15 protein-coding genes and 1 other RNA gene are annotated in these 16665 nt (G+C 51.0%); 7 read left to right on the forward strand and 9 right to left on the reverse strand.

Annotation, left to right across the window (positions count from 1 at the left end; translation table 11 throughout):
- Positions 1-2 precede the first annotated feature (2 nt).
- Both IQ256_RS12460 and IQ256_RS12465 read right to left on the reverse strand, forming a co-directional pair.
- Positions 3-827: a phosphonate ABC transporter ATP-binding protein gene (locus tag IQ256_RS12460; protein WP_193855872.1), complete on the reverse strand. Its 825-nt coding sequence runs from the start codon at positions 825-827 to the stop codon at positions 3-5.
- Between the two features lie 45 nt (positions 828-872).
- Complete coding sequence (locus IQ256_RS12465; RefSeq protein ID WP_193855873.1) at positions 873-1847, reverse strand: putative selenate ABC transporter substrate-binding protein; 975 nt, start codon at positions 1845-1847, stop codon at positions 873-875.
- A gap of 681 nt (positions 1848-2528) precedes the next feature.
- Between IQ256_RS12465 and IQ256_RS12470 the strand changes: the two genes are divergently transcribed.
- Positions 2529-2735: a DUF2811 domain-containing protein gene (locus tag IQ256_RS12470; protein ID WP_193855874.1), complete on the forward strand. Its 207-nt coding sequence runs from the start codon at positions 2529-2531 to the stop codon at positions 2733-2735.
- A 118-nt stretch (positions 2736-2853) separates the two neighbouring features.
- Positions 2854-3603, forward strand: a complete 750-nt coding sequence (locus tag IQ256_RS12475) for a PHP domain-containing protein (protein ID WP_193855875.1) — start codon at positions 2854-2856, stop codon at positions 3601-3603.
- A 126-nt stretch (positions 3604-3729) separates the two neighbouring features.
- Here IQ256_RS12475 and IQ256_RS12480 read toward each other — a convergent pair whose 3' ends face one another.
- The 5 genes from IQ256_RS12480 to IQ256_RS12500 form a co-directional block, all read right to left on the reverse strand.
- Positions 3730-4995 carry an energy transducer TonB gene (locus IQ256_RS12480; protein ID WP_193855876.1) on the reverse strand — a complete coding sequence of 422 codons (1266 nt, stop codon included), beginning with the start codon at positions 4993-4995 and terminating at the stop codon, positions 3730-3732.
- Between the two features lie 233 nt (positions 4996-5228).
- On the reverse strand, positions 5229-5987 hold the full coding sequence (locus IQ256_RS12485) for a precorrin-2 C(20)-methyltransferase (RefSeq protein WP_193855877.1): 759 nt from the start codon (positions 5985-5987) through the stop codon (positions 5229-5231).
- A 2-nt stretch (positions 5988-5989) separates the two neighbouring features.
- Entirely contained in the window at positions 5990-8038 is a 2049-nt protein-coding gene (locus IQ256_RS12490) for a sodium:proton antiporter (RefSeq protein WP_193855878.1), read from the reverse strand.
- Between the two features lie 82 nt (positions 8039-8120).
- On the reverse strand, positions 8121-8999 hold the full coding sequence (locus IQ256_RS12495; RefSeq protein WP_193855879.1) for a PD-(D/E)XK nuclease family protein: 879 nt from the start codon (positions 8997-8999) through the stop codon (positions 8121-8123).
- Between the two features lie 11 nt (positions 9000-9010).
- Entirely contained in the window at positions 9011-9712 is a 702-nt protein-coding gene (locus IQ256_RS12500) for a PAP/fibrillin family protein (protein WP_193855880.1), read from the reverse strand.
- 370 nt (positions 9713-10082) lie between these two features.
- On the opposite strand from IQ256_RS12500, the gene IQ256_RS12505 reads away from it, so the two are divergent.
- Together IQ256_RS12505 and mraY are read left to right on the forward strand one after the other, a co-directional pair.
- Positions 10083-10337: a DUF3134 domain-containing protein gene (locus IQ256_RS12505; protein WP_193855881.1), complete on the forward strand. Its 255-nt coding sequence runs from the start codon at positions 10083-10085 to the stop codon at positions 10335-10337.
- Positions 10338-10971: 634 nt separating this feature from the next.
- Positions 10972-12000 (forward strand): phospho-N-acetylmuramoyl-pentapeptide-transferase, encoded by a 1029-nt coding sequence (gene mraY / locus IQ256_RS12510; protein ID WP_228024828.1) that lies wholly within the window; start codon positions 10972-10974, stop codon positions 11998-12000.
- 109 nt (positions 12001-12109) lie between these two features.
- Here the strand turns inward: mraY and ssrA are convergent.
- Positions 12110-12504: a transfer-messenger RNA gene (gene ssrA / locus IQ256_RS12515) on the reverse strand.
- A gap of 256 nt (positions 12505-12760) precedes the next feature.
- On the opposite strand from ssrA, the gene IQ256_RS12520 reads away from it, so the two are divergent.
- The 3 genes from IQ256_RS12520 (at position 12761) to IQ256_RS12530 (ending at position 14806) form a co-directional block, all read left to right on the forward strand.
- Positions 12761-13189, forward strand: a complete 429-nt coding sequence (locus IQ256_RS12520; RefSeq protein ID WP_193855883.1) for a hypothetical protein — start codon at positions 12761-12763, stop codon at positions 13187-13189.
- A gap of 201 nt (positions 13190-13390) precedes the next feature.
- On the forward strand, positions 13391-14158 hold the full coding sequence (locus tag IQ256_RS12525) for a tetratricopeptide repeat protein (RefSeq protein WP_193855884.1): 768 nt from the start codon (positions 13391-13393) through the stop codon (positions 14156-14158).
- A gap of 33 nt (positions 14159-14191) precedes the next feature.
- Entirely contained in the window at positions 14192-14806 is a 615-nt protein-coding gene (locus tag IQ256_RS12530; RefSeq protein ID WP_193855885.1) for a Uma2 family endonuclease, read from the forward strand.
- A gap of 105 nt (positions 14807-14911) precedes the next feature.
- Here the strand turns inward: IQ256_RS12530 and cimA are convergent, their stop codons facing one another.
- Positions 14912-16567 carry a citramalate synthase gene (gene cimA / locus IQ256_RS12535; protein WP_193855886.1) on the reverse strand — a complete coding sequence of 552 codons (1656 nt, stop codon included), beginning with the start codon at positions 16565-16567 and terminating at the stop codon, positions 14912-14914.
- Between the last annotated feature and the right edge of the window lie 98 nt (positions 16568-16665).

Raw genomic sequence — 16665 nt, forward strand, 5'->3', positions numbered from 1 at the left:
CGCTACACTGCGCTGTTCTCTAGGTCACTAGGCTTTAGATCAGCTTCTAGGTCATTACCTTCTAGGTTACTGGCTTCTAGGTCACTGGCTTCTAGATCATACAAAGCCGTTAGCTGCTCAGCACTTACCTGGGCACTGGGTAAGTCGAACAAAATGCGTCCCTGACGTAGACCGATAATGCGATCACAATAAGTCTGCGCTAGTACCACGTCATGCAGGCTCACCACCAGCGTTCTGTTCTTTCCTAAATGCGATAGCAGCGCCATCATATCGTGCGATCGCGCTGGATCGACGCTTGCCACCGGCTCATCAGCTAACACAATTTTGGGATCTTGTACCAGCACCCGCGCCAGAGCTACCCGCTGCTGCTGTCCGCCCGAAAGCCGATCGGTCCGTGCGTAGAGCTTATCGGCGATCCCTAGCTGAGCCAGCGCCTGTCTAGCTGCGTTCACCTGCTGAGGCCAAACCAAAGACCACAGCGCTTTCCACAGCGGCCATCGTCCCAAATGTCCAGCGTTGACGTTATGAATCACTGATAAATTCTCGATTAGCTGGTGCTGCTGATAGACGGTGCCAACCTGCCTCTGTAGCTTTCTGCGCCGAGAACCCTGTAGCTGGTTAATCGCTTTGCCAAGCACCTGCACAGAGCCCTGGCTAGGACTCATCGATCCGTTAAGCAAGCTGAGCAATGTGCTTTTGCCCGCGCCGCTCGGCCCTACAAGAGCGACTTTTTCACCGGGTGCGATCGCCAGACTCACCGCCTGCAACGCCACCACCGACCCAAACTGACAGCTAACCGATTCCAATCTCAGCGCGGCTCTAGTCATAGGCTACTGGTCATTAGCGACTAATCACTGTCTGCTGGTCATGGGCTATTGAATCTTGCCAATCTCGCGACCGACCGCTTCGATTTGTGCGTAGTTTTCGTTCTCAGTTTCGATAAACTTATCGGCTCCAAACAGATCCAAAATAGCTGCTTGGTCAGGGTCATTTTTATCCAACTTCAGCAGCGCGCTCTGAATTTCCTGGGTGAAACCCTCGCCAAATTTCTCATTAACCGCTTCACTGTTGACTACCCAGTGATAGTTGTAATAGGCCGGTGTCTCCCAAATCGCCTGAACCTTGCTCTCGTCTACTGCACCTGCAGCTAAACGATCCAACCACACCTGCTCATTGATCGCGCCTATGTCATAGGTCCCCGCTTCAACCAGCTTGATAGTGGCATCATGAGAGCCCGAGAACCCCGGTTCGCGATCAAAGTCAGACAGCTCCACACCTGATTCTGCCAAGAAGTACTGAGGCATCAGTCGGCCAGAGGTAGAGGATTCGGAGCCAAATGTGATGGTTTTACCCTTCAGTTCGACTAGCTCGGTGGGATCGGTAATCGGGGCAATGTTGCTAGTGGTGCTAGCGATGAAGATAGAATGAAATTCGGCGTCGATGTCTCTTTGGGCGATCGCCTCTGCATCCGGCACCTGAATCCTAGCTTGCACGCCTGTTAGCGCCCCAAACCAAACGAGATCGAGATCTCCCACTTTGAAAGCGGTAACGGCGGCTGCGTAGTCTGTCACGGGCTGATAGGTAACCGATACTCCTAGCTCTTCGCTCAAGTATTCAGACAAAATTCCATATAGCCGCTGCAGCTTTTCGGGGTCTTGGTCGGGGATAGCACCAACAGTCAAAGTTTGGGTCGACGCCGTGGCATCTGCCGCCTGCTCCTGCGGGCTCTGCGCTTGTGTGCCCTGCTCTTGAGTAACGCCACAGCTCCAGCCGATAGATGATAAGAGGGCGAAACTGCAAAAGGACAGCAGCAGCGAACGTCTGCGGTAGCGTCGAGAATGTGTCATCTAGCTGAAATTACCCAGTTTAGTCAGGGTAATGAGGATAGCAAGTTTTGATAGGTGCAGGCAATGAGTTTTCCCCAGGCGCGATCGCAATTCCGGGCTACAGCGGTTCTAGAAAAACTCTAAGAACCAAAGAGGGAAATTCTGCTCTGTCCATACTTCAGAACAAGCTAAGCTTCCTGATATTCATATAGTCTGATGATTTTTGAGCACAAATATACTAGCCGCAAAGCACCGCTATGTATAGGATCTGAGCGCGACAGTGTAAAGGCACTTGCCCATTCGTGCAATAGCTCAAGGCGCGAAAATTAATTAGTCAACAATTCCTGAGCGAGCGTTAGTTTTTATCTTTGCATAGAGTCTTGCGGCAGTTTTCCACCGATTTGCCAAAAGTTTTCCACAGTCTAGAGAAAGTTTTCCACAGGTTTTTACACAAAATCAGCAGGTTCAAGGTCTTCTTGGGATTACGCTCAACTTGAAGCTTTAAAATGAGAAAATACGTGAATACTATGAATTTATATAAACTAAAATGGTTGAAAGTACTGATCTCTCGTTCAGAGATAATCTTTACGAGAGACGACTGCTAATATTTTTATCATTGACAAAGCTTGATTTAGTCAGCAGAATACTTCGACAGCCTGCTTATGAAAGTGGGCAAACAACAGGCGCTACGCAGAGGTTTCTATGCAGCTAAATGTCAGTGTTTTAGCAGAAATTCCTGAGGATCTTCACAACGCTTTAAGAAGCTTTCTAGAAACTCATCCGACTTGGGATCAAGACAGAATGTACGCTGCGGCGCTGTCTTTGTTCTTGCTACAAAACGGGCAAAAGGAAGGCGATCGCACCCCTTCGAGAATTTACTTAGATACTTTGTTCGACTACGCTCGCTGAGTAAGTCAATCGACCGCAACGAGAACGACCTAAGCCAGCAGAGGGGACTGCTGGACTTCCCCATCTTTTGACAATTTGGGTATAGTAGGTTAAGCCGTATCGCAAGTGTTAGACAGCCATGTCTGCAAGTCCTGCTGATCGGGCGACTGCTAGTCAAGTAGCCCATCGGACAGCGACGCAGGATTCTTTGCTACTCAGAGAAGTATTACAGAGTATTAGTGCGCGGAGCTGCCCGAAAACATACAACTTTCATATGCATACCTACTGCTCTGACGGAAAGCTAGCGCCCGCAGAGCTCATGGAGCAGGCTCTTAAGCTCGGTCTGCGAGGTATTGCCATCACCGATCACCATACGCTCAAAGGCTATCGTCAGGCCGAAGCCTGGATGGAAGACTGGCGCTGGCACAATCCTTCTAACTGGCGAAAGCGTTCTAAGCCGGGCGTTAAGACCTTACCTAAAGTTTGGACAGGTATCGAAATTACCTCTCTTCTAGCCGACACTGACGTTCATATCCTCGGCTACGCCTTCAAACCCACAGACGAAGCGATTCGACCCTACAGCAAAGGGGCCGCACCTAAAGGCAAAGACCGTGAAGCGAGCAACGTTATCCGCGCTATTCAGTCGGCTGGTGGAATTGCTGTACTGGCTCATCCTGTGCGCTATCGCACCAACGAAGAGATTTTGATTCGCGCTGCGTTTGAGTTAGGGATCGATGGGGTCGAAACCTATTATGCTTACGATAATCCCAAGGTTTGGCGGCCTAGTCCCGGTAAAACTGAACGGGTGGCCGCGCTTGCCAAAGAATTAGATCTACTCAGCAGTTGTGGCACTGATACACATGGCAAAGTTATTACTAGACGTCTTTGAACCGCGTCTTTGAAAACCGCGTGAAAGCCGAATCTTTCTAGCTTCACCCTACTCACCTCAGCTCAACTGCTCTTGTTTGTTCGGTGTAGTAAGCAAAGTGGGGGGAGCTATAGCTGCCGTCAAAGCCTACCCATCGATATCTTCGGCTGCGTCTGGCAGTTCTTCTACGCAGCCACTTGGCTGATAGAGCACCTCTACGCTCACCTGATACTGAGTCGGCATTGCTAGCTGGCCAAAGTCACTACGCTCAACCGCATCTAGAGCCTGACGATTGAGTAAGTCATAGCCGATGCTTTTGAGGACTTTGGTCTCTTCTTGACTGCCATCAGGGTTGACGACTACGCCGATTAAGCCGTCCGCTGGTGGGTTGTCTTTGCACACTTTGAAATTAGAGTCGATGGTGATCTCAGCCTGCTGGGTGTCTATTTCGCTTTTGTTTTCAGCAGTTTCTGTCAGCCATGCCTGCAAGTTAGCATCGGCTTCTGCTTGTGATACGTCTGTCGGATCGTAAATAAACCCGGCTAGTAGACGACTAGAATCCCCCTGAGCTGGTGCCACATCGATCGAATCTGATGGCAAAACAGTAATATCTGCCGATTCAGTTAGCGTCTCATCTGGCGTCTCTGTGCCTTCGGACGCTGCAGGCGAGTCTGTGCCTTCTAATAGAGCAGCGCCCTCCGTAGACGCCTGGTTTTCGGTTGCTGCTAAGGCATCTTCGATAGAGCGGGGTGTTGTCTGTAAATCCGATGCAGAAGGCGTTCCTTCATCTGTAGACGAGTCTGGCATAGATAAGTTTGGCAGGGTTGGCTCTGCCGAGTTGCCGTCGCCGCCTGGCACAATTGATAGGTTGCCGGCTGTCACATTGGGAAGTGAGGTCGCAGGCGGTGGCAAAACAGAAACGGCGGGCCTTTGTCTGACAGATGGCGAAGGTAGGGTTCTAAACGCAGATGGATTAACAGGGGTTCTAGGCACTCTAAAAGTACGATTTGCAGTGGGTCTGCGGGTCTGCAACGTCGGCGATGGCAGCCGCCTAGCGGGTGTAGGCTTGCGCTGCAGACGACTGCGATTGGAGGTAGAAAGATCAAGGGGTAGGCCCAATCCACCGCTGAGTCCAGTAGGGCTAGGGGGCAAAACACGAGGCTGAGCAAAGGCAGGCAGACGGCTGCGCTCCGCCGGGGTGAGCTGTACGAGCGGGACAATAGTCTCTTCGGCTTCTTCTTGTTGCGCCGCTTCACTGAGGGCAGCAAAGGAAAAACTGGTCCGAGGGCCAAAGGCAAAGAAGAGAGCATGAACGCCTAGCGAAAGCAAAACGCCAGCAGCGGTGGGACTAACAAATTTCGCTGTCTGGTAGAAAGGACGAACAGCTGATTTTAGTCGAGAGGAAAAGGCCATGACTTTCGGACAGTAATTAATGTTTATCGACGGCGCGTGTTTATAAGAGGCGCGTATGTCTATAGGTGTGTTTTAGAGTGGGTCTGGTGTGTGACTACTGCATCTAGCGTAGGCGATTTGAGTAAAAAGCTGATCTTGGGTGTATGCCAATTTCGAGGAGAAAACCGCTTTTGTTGTAACTCGCTGTCGTTTGATAGCAAAGAACATCTAGATCATAGGTCAACCACACGAGGTCACTCGTTTCGCACAATCATGATCGAGAAGTAGGGAAGCTCTAGATTTGGATGGCGCTGTAAGTCAGTGTAAATAACCTGGTCGGTTTTGGTGGCATTTTGGACGACATGGCTACTCGCTAATAGCTGACGCCTAGCCAGTATTTCCCAAACCTGAGCGTAGACACTGCTGACCTTCATCAAGACAACGACTTCTGCTGAGTCTAGTGCAGTTTCTAGCTGCTGAGCATCGTAGAGCGCAGGCAAGACGGTCAATCTTTGATGTTGATAGGTGAGGGGAATGCCAAGGGCAGCAGCGGCAGCCATAGGGGAAGAGATGCCTGCGATCGCCCTTACCCTAGCGGCAGGGTGCTGCTGCTGCAAGCTCTGCGCCAAATAAGTAAACGTACTATAAAAGCTAATATCACCTTCGCAGGCAAAGGCAACATCCCCCTTTTGTAAATAGGGCCAGACCTCCTCAGCAGCCTGCTGCCAGGCAGCGCTTAGCTGTTCTAGATCTTGCACATAGGGAAAGTGCAGGGGTAGCTGCGTTTGTGCTGGAGATAGCCACGGGGCAATAATTCGCTCGGCAACCCCAGGCCGACCGCGTAGTCCGGCTGGGAATGCAACCACAGGGACCGAACGCAAACAGCTAAGTGCCTTCACTGTAATTAACTCTGGATCGCCAGGGCCAACGCCTAGTCCATAAAGTGTGCCTAATGGCGGGTCTGTAGGCGATCTTTTCGAGGGCACTGGCGGCTGACTGAGCGGGCTCCCCATCGCTAGGGTTCCTCGATCATCTTGCCAGGTTTGACCACCTTAGTGGTTTTCGGTTTGGAAGTGTCTTTAGGTTTGGATGGCGCTGGCTGAGGTCGACCAGATTTGGGCTCCTGGCTGTCTTGGCTACGGTCTAAGGCTTTTTGGTCGGCTGAGTTATCTGCTGACTTTTCAGCCCCTGCCTTCGAGTCTTCTGGGACCGGTTTAATAATCTGTCGGGAGGGTTTGCGAGCGCCGGACAGCCGCTTGAGCAGTTGAGGGGTAGGATCGTGAATCAGATAGGTGAGCTGACTGCCGACAGGCCACTCAGTTTGGCCCAGGGCGACTTCTAGCTTTTCGGCTTGTTCTATTACCAGCGGGATAACGTCACCGTCTTCGATCAGGTTATTGACCTGTTCTCTTTGGGGGGCGATCGCATCTCCAGTAAAGTCATACGTTCCCATCTGGACCGCATCGTCAGTGATGTATGTATTCCATTTCTTCACAGGCAGCCGGGGCGTTTTGACCTCTCCTCTGGTCTTATTGTTTTTAGTTTCGACAGCGCCTGCTTGAGATCGAGGCAGTACGGCAAACACTCTAGGCGGCTGAAACTCTTCTTGCGCCCGCTCTGCAATCACAGAGTTCACTTCTCCGTTGTTTGTCACCGCTAAGAAAGTACCGATAGAGCTGAGGCCAGCCTCTTCTAAAATTTCCCCATTCATCGCCGAGCCCACAAACACATCAAAGCCTTCTTCATGAGCTTTGTCACAAGCAGCTTTGTCAGTATCGATAATCACAACTGATTCGCCTCTGCCTTTGAACAAACGCCCGATCTTGAGCCCTAGCGGATTGCAGCCAACAATCACCACCCCTGTGGCGCTGCTAGAAGTTACCCCGAGCGCCTGGGCCAGACCACGCGCTGTCAGCCCCTGAGCAAAGACGGTCATGATGATTGTCAAAAACACCAGTGCCTTAATCGAATCGCCCCCATTGATGCCTCGCTCTGTCAGCAAAATGGCAAACAGAGAAGCGACAGAAGCCGAAACAATTCCGCGTGGCGAAATCCAGCTCATAAAAGCCTTCTGTCGCCAGTTGAGATCGCTGTTGAGCGTACAGGCCCAAATGTTGATCGGTCGGACAACAAACATCAGAACCAGCACCGTCAGCACCGCGCCCGACCCTAGCTCAAATACGCTGGCAATCGAGAGGTCTGCTGCCAACAAAATAAATAATACCGACACCGAAAAGATCGTTAGCTGCCCTTTGAAGCGTCTCAGCAGCCGCTCTTCTGGAATTGAAATCGCCCGAACCACGATGCCCGCTGCGACCGCTGCCATTAGCCCTGACTCGTCTTGCGCGCTTTGCGCTAGGCCATACAGCCCCCAGATCCCAGCTAGCACCACCAGATTGCGAAGCTCCTCTGAGAGGAAATCAGCCTTACGTAAGAACAGCGCCATCAGAGCACCGCCCCCACCGCCGATGATAGTACCGATGCCGAGTCGAGCTAACAGACCGCCAATCACAAACACCGGGTCAGTATCGCCGTTAAGGATAATATCTAGAACGACGACCGCCAGAATTGCGCCCACCGGATCAATCAAGACACCTTCACCCTCTAGCAGTGTGGCGATCTTGCGTTCTGCGCCGACCTGCTTCAGCAGGGGGGTGACGACGGTCGGCCCAGTCACAACGACTAGCGAAGCATACAGAAAGGCAATCGACCAAGGAAATTCTGCTAGCCAATGGGCAGCCATTCCACCACCGACTAACGTGATGAACGTACCAATCGTGATTAGATTTCGCAGACTGCCCGAAACCTTGCCAATTTCTTTGAGCTCTAGGCTCAGCCCACCTTCAAAAAGAATCAGCGCCACGCACAGGGAGACAATGACTTCTAGGCCCACGCCTAGCGTCTGCGGCGCAATCCAGCTCAGACCATCGGTTCCCAATGCGATCCCGAAGATCAGCAGCAAGATGATGCTAGGAACCTTTAAGTAGGCTGCAATGACCTGAGCAGCAATGCCTGCTAGGACGGTCAAAACGATTTGCAGCGTGATTTCGAAGGGTGCTTCCATTATCGGGATACTGCCAGATCATCAAGCATAGCGCCTTAAGTGAACCTCTGCGAGTGTATACGGTTTTGCTATATACGACACTCTACAGGGGAACTTCTGTCACGCTCTCGGCGGTAAGTTGACTGGCCGTATGGAGGAGCTGTTGGGTGGTTTGGGCTTGGGTGGCAGCCGCAAGCGGCAGGCGATCGCACCTCAGCGCAAAAGGGCAGCGATCGCACAACCCTTTAGCAATATCTACTTTCAAAAAGTTTTCTGTCAGCCGCATTTCTGTCAGCCGATCGGTCAGCAGCAGCAGATCTTGGCGCGTTTGATCGTGCTGTACGAGGTCATAGTCAAATTGATAGGAGCTTGGCTGTGTGAGTGCGGGCGCTGTGGGCACGGCCCCTGCCGAAATAGACGTGGCAACAGGCTCAGACTGACTGGGTCGAACAAACCAATAGGTCATAGAGATCTGATCGGGGGACAGGTCACTCGTTTCACACAGTACGAATTGATACAGTCTCGTTTGCCAGTCTGCCTCTAGTCGGGCCTTTGGCAGCGGCTTCTGGTGCGTTTTCCAGTCAAAAATATGTCCTTTTAGCTGGTCTTCTGACTGGCCAGAAAACACGACCAGGTCATAAACCACCGTCAGCAAATAGTTGTTGAACGCGAGCGTACGACGGTGTTCGCTCTGGCTAAACTCACTGGGCGATTGCGCTGCTGATAGAGGGTCAAAGACCTCGGGCGCTGCTTTGACTAGAGCCTCTAAGCTAGCCGCCATTTGAGTATCTGCTTGAGAAACGGCTTGAATAGGAAGATTCAGCGCCTTTTGCTGCATCAGTAAGTGAAACTGGCTACCCCACTGAGTTTGCGCTTGCTGCTCGTAGGTAGAAGGCGCAGCAAGCGCGTCGAAGAAGACATGCTGATATTTTCTCGGGCAGCTTTCAAACAGCGTCAGATGGCTTTGAGAAAGAGGAAGCATAAAGGTAGCGTCTAGGCGTCCTTAGTGAGTACGAACAGACTGCCTTGGTTGCCTCGCCCAATCCGCATATCTTTGTCTAGATAGGTGATTTCTAACCAGCCCTGCTGCCTGTCTGCGTTAATCGCGAAATCTATGCCCTTCAGGAAGCTAAATTTTTCCGTGGATTGAATCTGATCGATGTATTGAGCAGGCGATTGATAACCCAGTGTTCGCTGCAATCCAAAAATGGCCCGATTGAATTTGACATTGACACGGCGCTGAGACAGCGTCTCGATATCGGTTTTGACATCGGTTTTGACATTAGTGGCTACGGCCACCTCGGCGGCAGAGTCAGCAGAGGCGGTATCTAGAATAGACTCTTCTGCTGGCGCTGGGGCAAAATCGGCAACGACTGAAACCAGTCCTTCGCAAAAAGGCAAGCTGTTGACTTCGGCAATGTTGTAGATCCGCGAGACCTCTGGCCGAACGCACTGGTAGATATTACCTAGATCGGCAAAGGGAATGCGATCGATGCCTAGCAGCTCTTGGCTAGTGGTGTAGAGCAATCGCCAGTCACCGGCTAGCAGATCGGGGGCTGAAAGGGGATTGGGCGTTGGATTGAGGTCTTCTACGCGGGCGATAATGCTGGCAATTACCTGGCGGTCATTAGCGTTTGCCAAAATGCCTCGGTTGGTTTTTGCGATCGCATTTTTCAAATCAGTTTTGTTCAGCATGGGTTTGTCTGACCTATTTTGTCTGATCTATATCATTAGCCGGCATCTATAGTTTTCCGCACTTTGCTGACTACACCTCGAAAGGCTACAGCCCTTGTCATACAGCGCAAAGTGCCATAGCAAAGTGCGTAGGCTCTGCCTTCTCGAAGAGTATGCATCCGCGCTTTGCTATACGAAGAAATATACTTCAGTGATTGACACTATTCACCATTAGATGTAATTAATGCGGTGGTAAAGTAATTAAGCGTCTCCATACAGTCAGCTTTTACCTTTTCGATTGACCGCACTCGGCCTTTGAAAAGTCAGTAGCTGAGCTGCTATAGGCGACCCCCTTATTTATGTACTAGTCCGTTTTAGTTGACGCCGCTTAATGAGCAATTACAATCCGTCCGTTCGTCAGATCCCTCGTAAAGACACCGCTGAAGTGATCCCACTTCAAAGAGATTCCTCCATTCTAAATTGGTTGGAAGGAACCGGGCGTCTAATCCCGCGTGAGCCAGTTGACAGCATAGGCGACGAGCCTGAGCCCGAAGAGCTAGCGGATCTTATGGGTAATGAGGACAAAGACGATGACGACGATGACATCGATGACGACGAGGATGAAATGTCACTAGATGACGACTAGTCTTTCGCTCATATAGCGCTTGAATCGAGCCGTCTTTGAATGAAAACTCTTTGAATGGAAACTCTTTGAATTGAAACTAAGAGGGTTTAGAAAAAGGAAGGTTTAGAAAAAGGAAGGTTTAGAAAAAGAGCGTGTGGCCTGGGAAAAGAGGGTGGTTTTTAGTGCAATAGTCTGACTTTTTTGTGTAATGGTCTGATTTTTGCGTGTTTACCACACTAGGTTTCTAACGGACGAGCCGAGCTAATCGCTGTAGATTGTCAAGTGTCTCTTGTCTATTCCGCTTGAGGGTGTGTAGCTCCATCGGGGCTGTGCATTGGATTGGTGTAGGCTACAGGTCTTTACACAACGTAATGATACGGAGTAACGATACGAAGGTGAGCGCTCTCAACTCACCTTTGAGCAGCTTGAGCAGCTTAGGAAGCTGAACAAGAAGTCGAGCAAAAACTGAAATAGCAACGATCTATCGTGTTGGTGATAAGGCAGAGCGCAACGTCACCAACAGAGCGTCGAATTTTGGTAGGAACTGGGAAAGGTGTGTGGTAAGTGAAGGGATAGTGTTGTGGATGCAAGGTTTTCGTCGAAGTCTGTAGGGTTATCTGGGGTAAAGCTTTCGATTCTGTTAGCGGCGTGTCTTTTGGTTGCAGCGGTTGGGTTAGACCTAGCAGCGGGGCGAATAGCTGGAATAGACGCTGGGCAAGCTCAACTAACGGGGCCTTTGGTAACGGGGACAATACTCTCGGCCCTAGCTGGAGGGATCGCTCTGCCCATTTTGAAACGGCTAAAAGCGGCGCAGTTTATTAGAGAGGATGGGCCGAGCGCTCATTTAAAAAAGGCAGGCACGCCTACCATGGGCGGTATCTTTTTTATCCCGGTCGCTGTTTTGGTGGCACTGGTATGGACTGGATTTTCGCCTTTGACTGTAGCCGTTAGCCTAGTAACGCTGGCCTACGGCCTAATCGGCTGGGTCGATGACTGGCAGGTGATGCAAAAGCGCTCTAACAAAGGTATTTCTCCAAAGGCGAAGCTTATTCTGCAAATCGGGGTTGCGATCGCATTTTGCCTTTGGGCATTCACGACCCAATCCGCCCAGATCACCACTGTCGCACTTCCTTTGGGGTTAACCGTTCCCTTAGGACTGCTTTTTTGGCCACTGGCTGGTTTTGTCTTGGTGGCGGAAAGCAATGCGACCAATCTGACCGATGGTGTAGATGGTCTGATGGCTGGCGCGGGTGCGATCGCTCTTTTGGGCCTAGGCGCTCTTGTCGCCCCGACGCATCCTGATCTGACAGTCTTTTGCGCCGCGCTGAGTGGTTCTTGTTTGGGCTTTCTTGCTCACAACCGGAATCCAGCCAACGTATTCATGGGCGATACGGGGTCTTTGGCTTTGGGCGGTGCCCTAGCTGCTGTCGGCATCCTCAGTCACAACCTGTTTGGCCTGCTGATTGTGACGCTTCTGTTCGTTGCCGAGACCCTTTCCGTGCTTCTACAGGTTGGCTACTACAAAGCTACCAAAGGCCCCGATGGAAAAGGCAAGCGCCTATTTAGAATGGCACCTTTGCACCATCACTTTGAGCTATCCGGCTGGTCAGAGCTTCAGGTCGTCGGCGTCTTCTATGTAATTAGTGCCATCCTTGCCACCCTCGCGATTAGTACGCTTGGCTAGTGTTGAAGACGAGAGCCTGACACACGCATCCTAATTCACAAGAAACTCAGCTAAAAATTCAACAAAAAAGGCTCAGCCAGTGACGGCTAAGCCTTTTTCAATAGGAGCTTAATGGAGCTGACGGGAGTCGAACCCGTGTCCGCTCTAAGTAATCACGCATCGCTCATTCACAGGTATAGCCTTTCTAACCCTCAAGGCGGGAGTTTTCCATTGTCCCGGAAACAGGATGCTTCGATGAAAGTCTTAGCTGACGCACCCACCGAAGAAAGTTTGCCAGAGCGCCCGTTGGGGGTTTAGTCTTTACTGCTTAACGGGGTCACAGTTCAGACGCTCGAACCTGTAAGAGGTTGTTAGGCGGCAGCTACAAGAGCGCGCTTACGAGCAAAAGGTACGATGTTGTTTGCATGTATCTTTAAGTTTGAGCCTTGATTTACAAGAGTAGACTCACTCTTGACCTGTATCACGCTGCGACTTTCGTTAAAACGTCGAAACCGTTTCAGCCCCAGGTGGATAATTATTATAGCGCTGACAATGTATAGCTGCACACACGCAGCAGCTCTTTTTATCAGCGTTATTACCTTTCGTAAACTGAATCGGCCTGATTTTCACCTATAATATTTTCTTAAGCTTGGAAAATAACACCTTATAGTTATTTGACTTTATCAGCCCGGTCAGTAGGTCTAAAAGGCCGTCCAAATGGCTGGTCAAAAGCCGCAGGGCTCGGCAAGTTTTTTCCCGATAATAAGCAAGGTCACCCCCTATGAGCACCACAGAAGAGAACGGTAACAGCAAAAGCACCAACGCCAGCAGCCGTACTCGCAAAAAAGCTACCGCTGCTTCAGAGGCTAAGGCCGATACAGAAGGTAAGGGCGGCTTGGTCAAAGCATCCAATAGCGGCATCATGGAACTATCTGATCATACGCGCATTGTCGAATCTGATAGCCTGCCGAACCATCGTCCGATTGCGCTGAGCGAAGTAGAAGTCGTCGATTCTCTTTCTTCCGCTGGTCGTCGCCCCGTGATGTCTAACTCCTTTGAGATTGCCACCACTGAGACTTTGCCAGGTCATCGCCCGGTTGCGGTGAGTACACTAGTTGTTTCTGACATCGACTCGCTGCCGGGTCATCGCCCAATCGCCAGCAACGACATTGATGAAGACCCTGGCACGCTGATGGGTTACCTAGACTAGTAAGACTGAGCATCTACCAGAGGTAAGCAGAGATAAAAAGGGGGCATCCGCCCTCTTTTTTGTGGGTGTGACTGCTGGTCTTAAGAAAGCGATCGCCTGCGCGAATTGAAAGCTGAACGAGAGACTGCTAAAGCGCTTGGCTAGGAAGTTCAGTCTAGGGAAAGTTAGACTAGGCTAGCTGATTTGTAGGAGTTCTTGGGAATGCCGTCTGTCTTTTTTGGTTCATTCAGCCTGCTTTGGCTATTGGGCAGTGCTTTTTGGCTATGGATGCTGTATGAGTGCATCCGGTCAGGCAGACAGGGACAGCAATGGATTTGGCTGCTGATCTTCTTGAACGTGATCGGAGCAGTGATGTATTTTGTCACGCAGTGGCTGCCCGCCCATCCTGAGTTTGTTAGTAAAGTGGGGGGATCTTTTGGCTTTGTCAGTCGGCAGGATCGCGATCGCCTCTGGCAGGCTGAAGCCGATGCCAAAAACATTGGCAAGCCCACGCAGTTCATCACCCTGGGCAATCTTCTGTTCGACCAAAAGCAAACAGAAAAAGCCCTAGAAGCCTATCAGCAAGCCCTAGAACAAGCGCCTAAAAATGCGAAAGCGCTCTGGGGTGCAGCCCAAGCCGCTGGAGAACTCAAAGACTATTCAGCCGCCAAAGACTACCTAGCGCGTCTATTAGCAGTAGATCCCGAGTTTTCTTACGGCGAAGCCTCTTTGGCCTATGGAATGACGCTGTATCAAATGCAGGACACAGACGCTGCCCTAACGCACCTACAGACCCATGTCAAAAGCTGGAGCAGCCCAGAAGCCTACCTAATGCTGGCCGAAATTCAAGCCAGGCAAGAAGATACTGCCGCCGCCCGCGAGACCCTAGAAACCCTGATTATCAAAGTCAAAGGGTTCGTTCCCTTCCAGTACAGAAAAAACCAGCACTTCGTCCGCACCGCCGAGCGCAGACTAAAAGCTCTAAAATAACCTCACTCAAGCCCACAGGAACCCCAGGCAATCATGATTTCTGTAGTCGATAAAAAACCTACGTCGTTTGACGAATTTGTGGATTGGTATCCAGAGAATTCTGAAAATCGCTACGAATTGAGACGGGGAGTCGTTATCAAAATGCCAAAGCCGAAAGGAAAACACTCTCGTCTAGCGGGTGATTTGGCCTACGAGCTAGGTGCGCTCATTCGGCAGGCGCAGCAGCCTTACTTTATTCCGAAAGAATGCATCGTCAAAGTCTCAAACGATACTGGCTACGAACCAGACATTATTGTGCTAGATGAAGATGCGATCGCCCATGAACCCCGCTGGGAAAAAGGATCGATCATTACATCTGGGCAATCTATCAAGCTCGCTGTAGAAGTAGTATCGACTAACTGGCGCGACGACTACCTATTCAAACTTGCCGACTACGAAGCTTTGGGCATTCAAGAATACTGGATCGCTGACTATTTAGGGATTGGCGGTCGGCGCTATATTGGCTCACCCAAGCAACCCACCTTTACCGTTTGCACGCTCATAGAAGGTGAATACGAGCTAACCCAGTACCGCAGGAACGAAACCGTTCTCTCCAACACTTTTCCAACTTTTTCCATGACGGTCAATCAAATCTTTCAGCAGGGCTGAGCAGATCTAGACACTTGCACTTAGCATTTTGAGCTGAATGTCCGACTTGGCTCGAAGCATTGTTAAAACCGTCCCTTGCACACTTCAGCCTCGACTTTTTCTTTGTCAGGAAGATATCGAACTTATATTCAGTGCTTGAGTTTGCTGCTGTGCGATCGCCGCCCGGTACAAGCCGTACTCAATGCCAGCGGCTACCGCCTGATAAGACGCCTCTAAGATATTGACCGACACCCCTATCGTGGACCACCTTTGTCTGCCGTCGCTAGATTCTACGAGCACCCGGACTTTTGCCGCCGTACCTGCTTCGCTGTTGAGGATACGAACCTTATAGTCAGTTAGATAAAAGCTTTCTACCGCCGGGAAAAACCTTTCGAGCGCTTTATGCAACGCTTTATCTAGCGCCGAGACCGGCCCCATGCATTCAGCGACCTCTAGCACTTCTTGGCCTTTTACCGACGCTTTGATCATGGCGCGAGCCCCAATATTGCACTGCACGTCTGATTGAATCACGTTGTAATTGACTTCAAAACCGCGTAGCTGAAACATCGGCTGATGCAGACTTAGCTCTGTACGCATCAGCAGCTCAAAGCTGGCTTCAGCCGCTTCAAACTGATAGCCTTTGCCCTCTAGTTCTTTGACCCGGTCAATGATTTTGCGAGTAGTCGGATCGTCTTTTTTGAGATCAATACCGTAGCTTCTGGCTTTGGAGAGAACGGTACTGGCCCCGGATGAACTAGAAACAACAATATGGCGCGCGTTGCCAACAGCGCTCGGCTCAATATGCTCGTAGGTTTTGGGATTGCGCTCGACGGCGCTGATATGAATTCCGCCTTTGTGGGCGAAGGCGGAACGGCCAACATAGGGCGCGTGGTCGTCTGCCGCGAGATTGACGATTTCACTGACAAATCGACTGGTCTCAGCCAAAGTTTTCAACTGCTCAGCAGGCAGACAGTCGTAGTCCAGCTTGAGCTGTAGGTTGGGAATGACACTGCATAGGTCGGCGTTGCCACAGCGTTCGCCGTAGCCGTTGATCGTGCCGTGAACCATTCTGGCCCCAGCATCCACCGCAAACAGCGAGCTGGTGACGGCGCTGCCGCTATCGTTGTGAGTGTGGATGCCAACTTGGGGCAGATGGGTCAGATCGGCGTGGTGGGTAGCTAGCCAGGTTTGGACATCGCGCACAATGGTTTCGACCGTTTTGGGCAAAGTGCCACCGTTAGTATCGCAAAGAACCAGCCAGTCAGCGCCACCTAGTACAGCAGCTTCTAGCGTTTTGAGGGCATAGTCAGGATTTGCTAGATAGCCGTCAAACCAATGCTCAGCGTCGTAGATGACTCGGCGTCCGTTTGCTCGCAAGAATTCAATCGAGTCTTGAATCATCGCTAGATTTTCATCAAGGCTGACTTTGAGCGCGTCGGTCACGTGGAGATCCCAAGATTTGCCAAAGATTGTCAGCCACTGGGTGCCAGCGTTTAACAAGTTTTGCAGCGTGGGGTCTTCTGAGGGCTTTTGGTGCGATCGCCTAGTCGAGCCAAAGGCCACAATCTGCGTATTGGGTAATGGATGCTTCTTCAAGTAGTCAAAAAGCTGAGTATCGACCGCATTGGCTCCAGGCCAGCCGCCTTCGATGAAAGGAACACCAAGCTGAGCTATACGGTTGAGAATTTTGATCTTGTCCTCGAAGGTGCAGGAAATGCCGTGACGCTGGATGCCATCTCTCAGCGTTGTATCGTAGATCAGAACTTGGCGAGAGGGGTTCATAAGCACTGCCGCTTTTTGCCGCTTGAGGAGTATTCAGCCGAGGATCTGTAGGATAAAGGCTGATGTGGCTACTTGTGCTGTTTTTTTGTAAGACTTAA

The sequence above is a fragment of the cf. Phormidesmis sp. LEGE 11477 genome (assembly GCF_015207105.1).
GTDB lineage: Bacteria > Cyanobacteriota > Cyanobacteriia > Phormidesmidales > Phormidesmidaceae > Phormidesmis.

Bases quoted from the DNA above. Each gene is read 5' to 3' on its own strand.
- IQ256_RS12460 (WP_193855872.1), bottom strand. From the start codon at position 827: ATGACTAGAGCCGCGCTGAGATTGGAATCGGTTAGCTGTCAGTTTGGG.
- IQ256_RS12465 (WP_193855873.1), bottom strand. From the start codon at position 1,847: ATGACACATTCTCGACGCTACCGCAGACGTTCGCTGCTGCTGTCCTTT.
- IQ256_RS12470 (WP_193855874.1), top strand. From the start codon at position 2,529: ATGCAGCTAAATGTCAGTGTTTTAGCAGAAATTCCTGAGGATCTTCAC.
- IQ256_RS12475 (WP_193855875.1), top strand. From the start codon at position 2,854: ATGTCTGCAAGTCCTGCTGATCGGGCGACTGCTAGTCAAGTAGCCCAT.
- IQ256_RS12480 (WP_193855876.1), bottom strand. From the start codon at position 4,995: ATGGCCTTTTCCTCTCGACTAAAATCAGCTGTTCGTCCTTTCTACCAG.
- IQ256_RS12485 (WP_193855877.1), bottom strand. From the start codon at position 5,987: ATGGGGAGCCCGCTCAGTCAGCCGCCAGTGCCCTCGAAAAGATCGCCT.
- IQ256_RS12490 (WP_193855878.1), bottom strand. From the start codon at position 8,038: ATGGAAGCACCCTTCGAAATCACGCTGCAAATCGTTTTGACCGTCCTA.
- IQ256_RS12495 (WP_193855879.1), bottom strand. From the start codon at position 8,999: ATGCTTCCTCTTTCTCAAAGCCATCTGACGCTGTTTGAAAGCTGCCCG.
- IQ256_RS12500 (WP_193855880.1), bottom strand. From the start codon at position 9,712: ATGCTGAACAAAACTGATTTGAAAAATGCGATCGCAAAAACCAACCGA.
- IQ256_RS12505 (WP_193855881.1), top strand. From the start codon at position 10,083: ATGAGCAATTACAATCCGTCCGTTCGTCAGATCCCTCGTAAAGACACC.
- IQ256_RS12520 (WP_193855883.1), top strand. From the start codon at position 12,761: ATGAGCACCACAGAAGAGAACGGTAACAGCAAAAGCACCAACGCCAGC.
- IQ256_RS12525 (WP_193855884.1), top strand. From the start codon at position 13,391: ATGCCGTCTGTCTTTTTTGGTTCATTCAGCCTGCTTTGGCTATTGGGC.
- IQ256_RS12530 (WP_193855885.1), top strand. From the start codon at position 14,192: ATGATTTCTGTAGTCGATAAAAAACCTACGTCGTTTGACGAATTTGTG.
- cimA (WP_193855886.1), bottom strand. From the start codon at position 16,567: ATGAACCCCTCTCGCCAAGTTCTGATCTACGATACAACGCTGAGAGAT.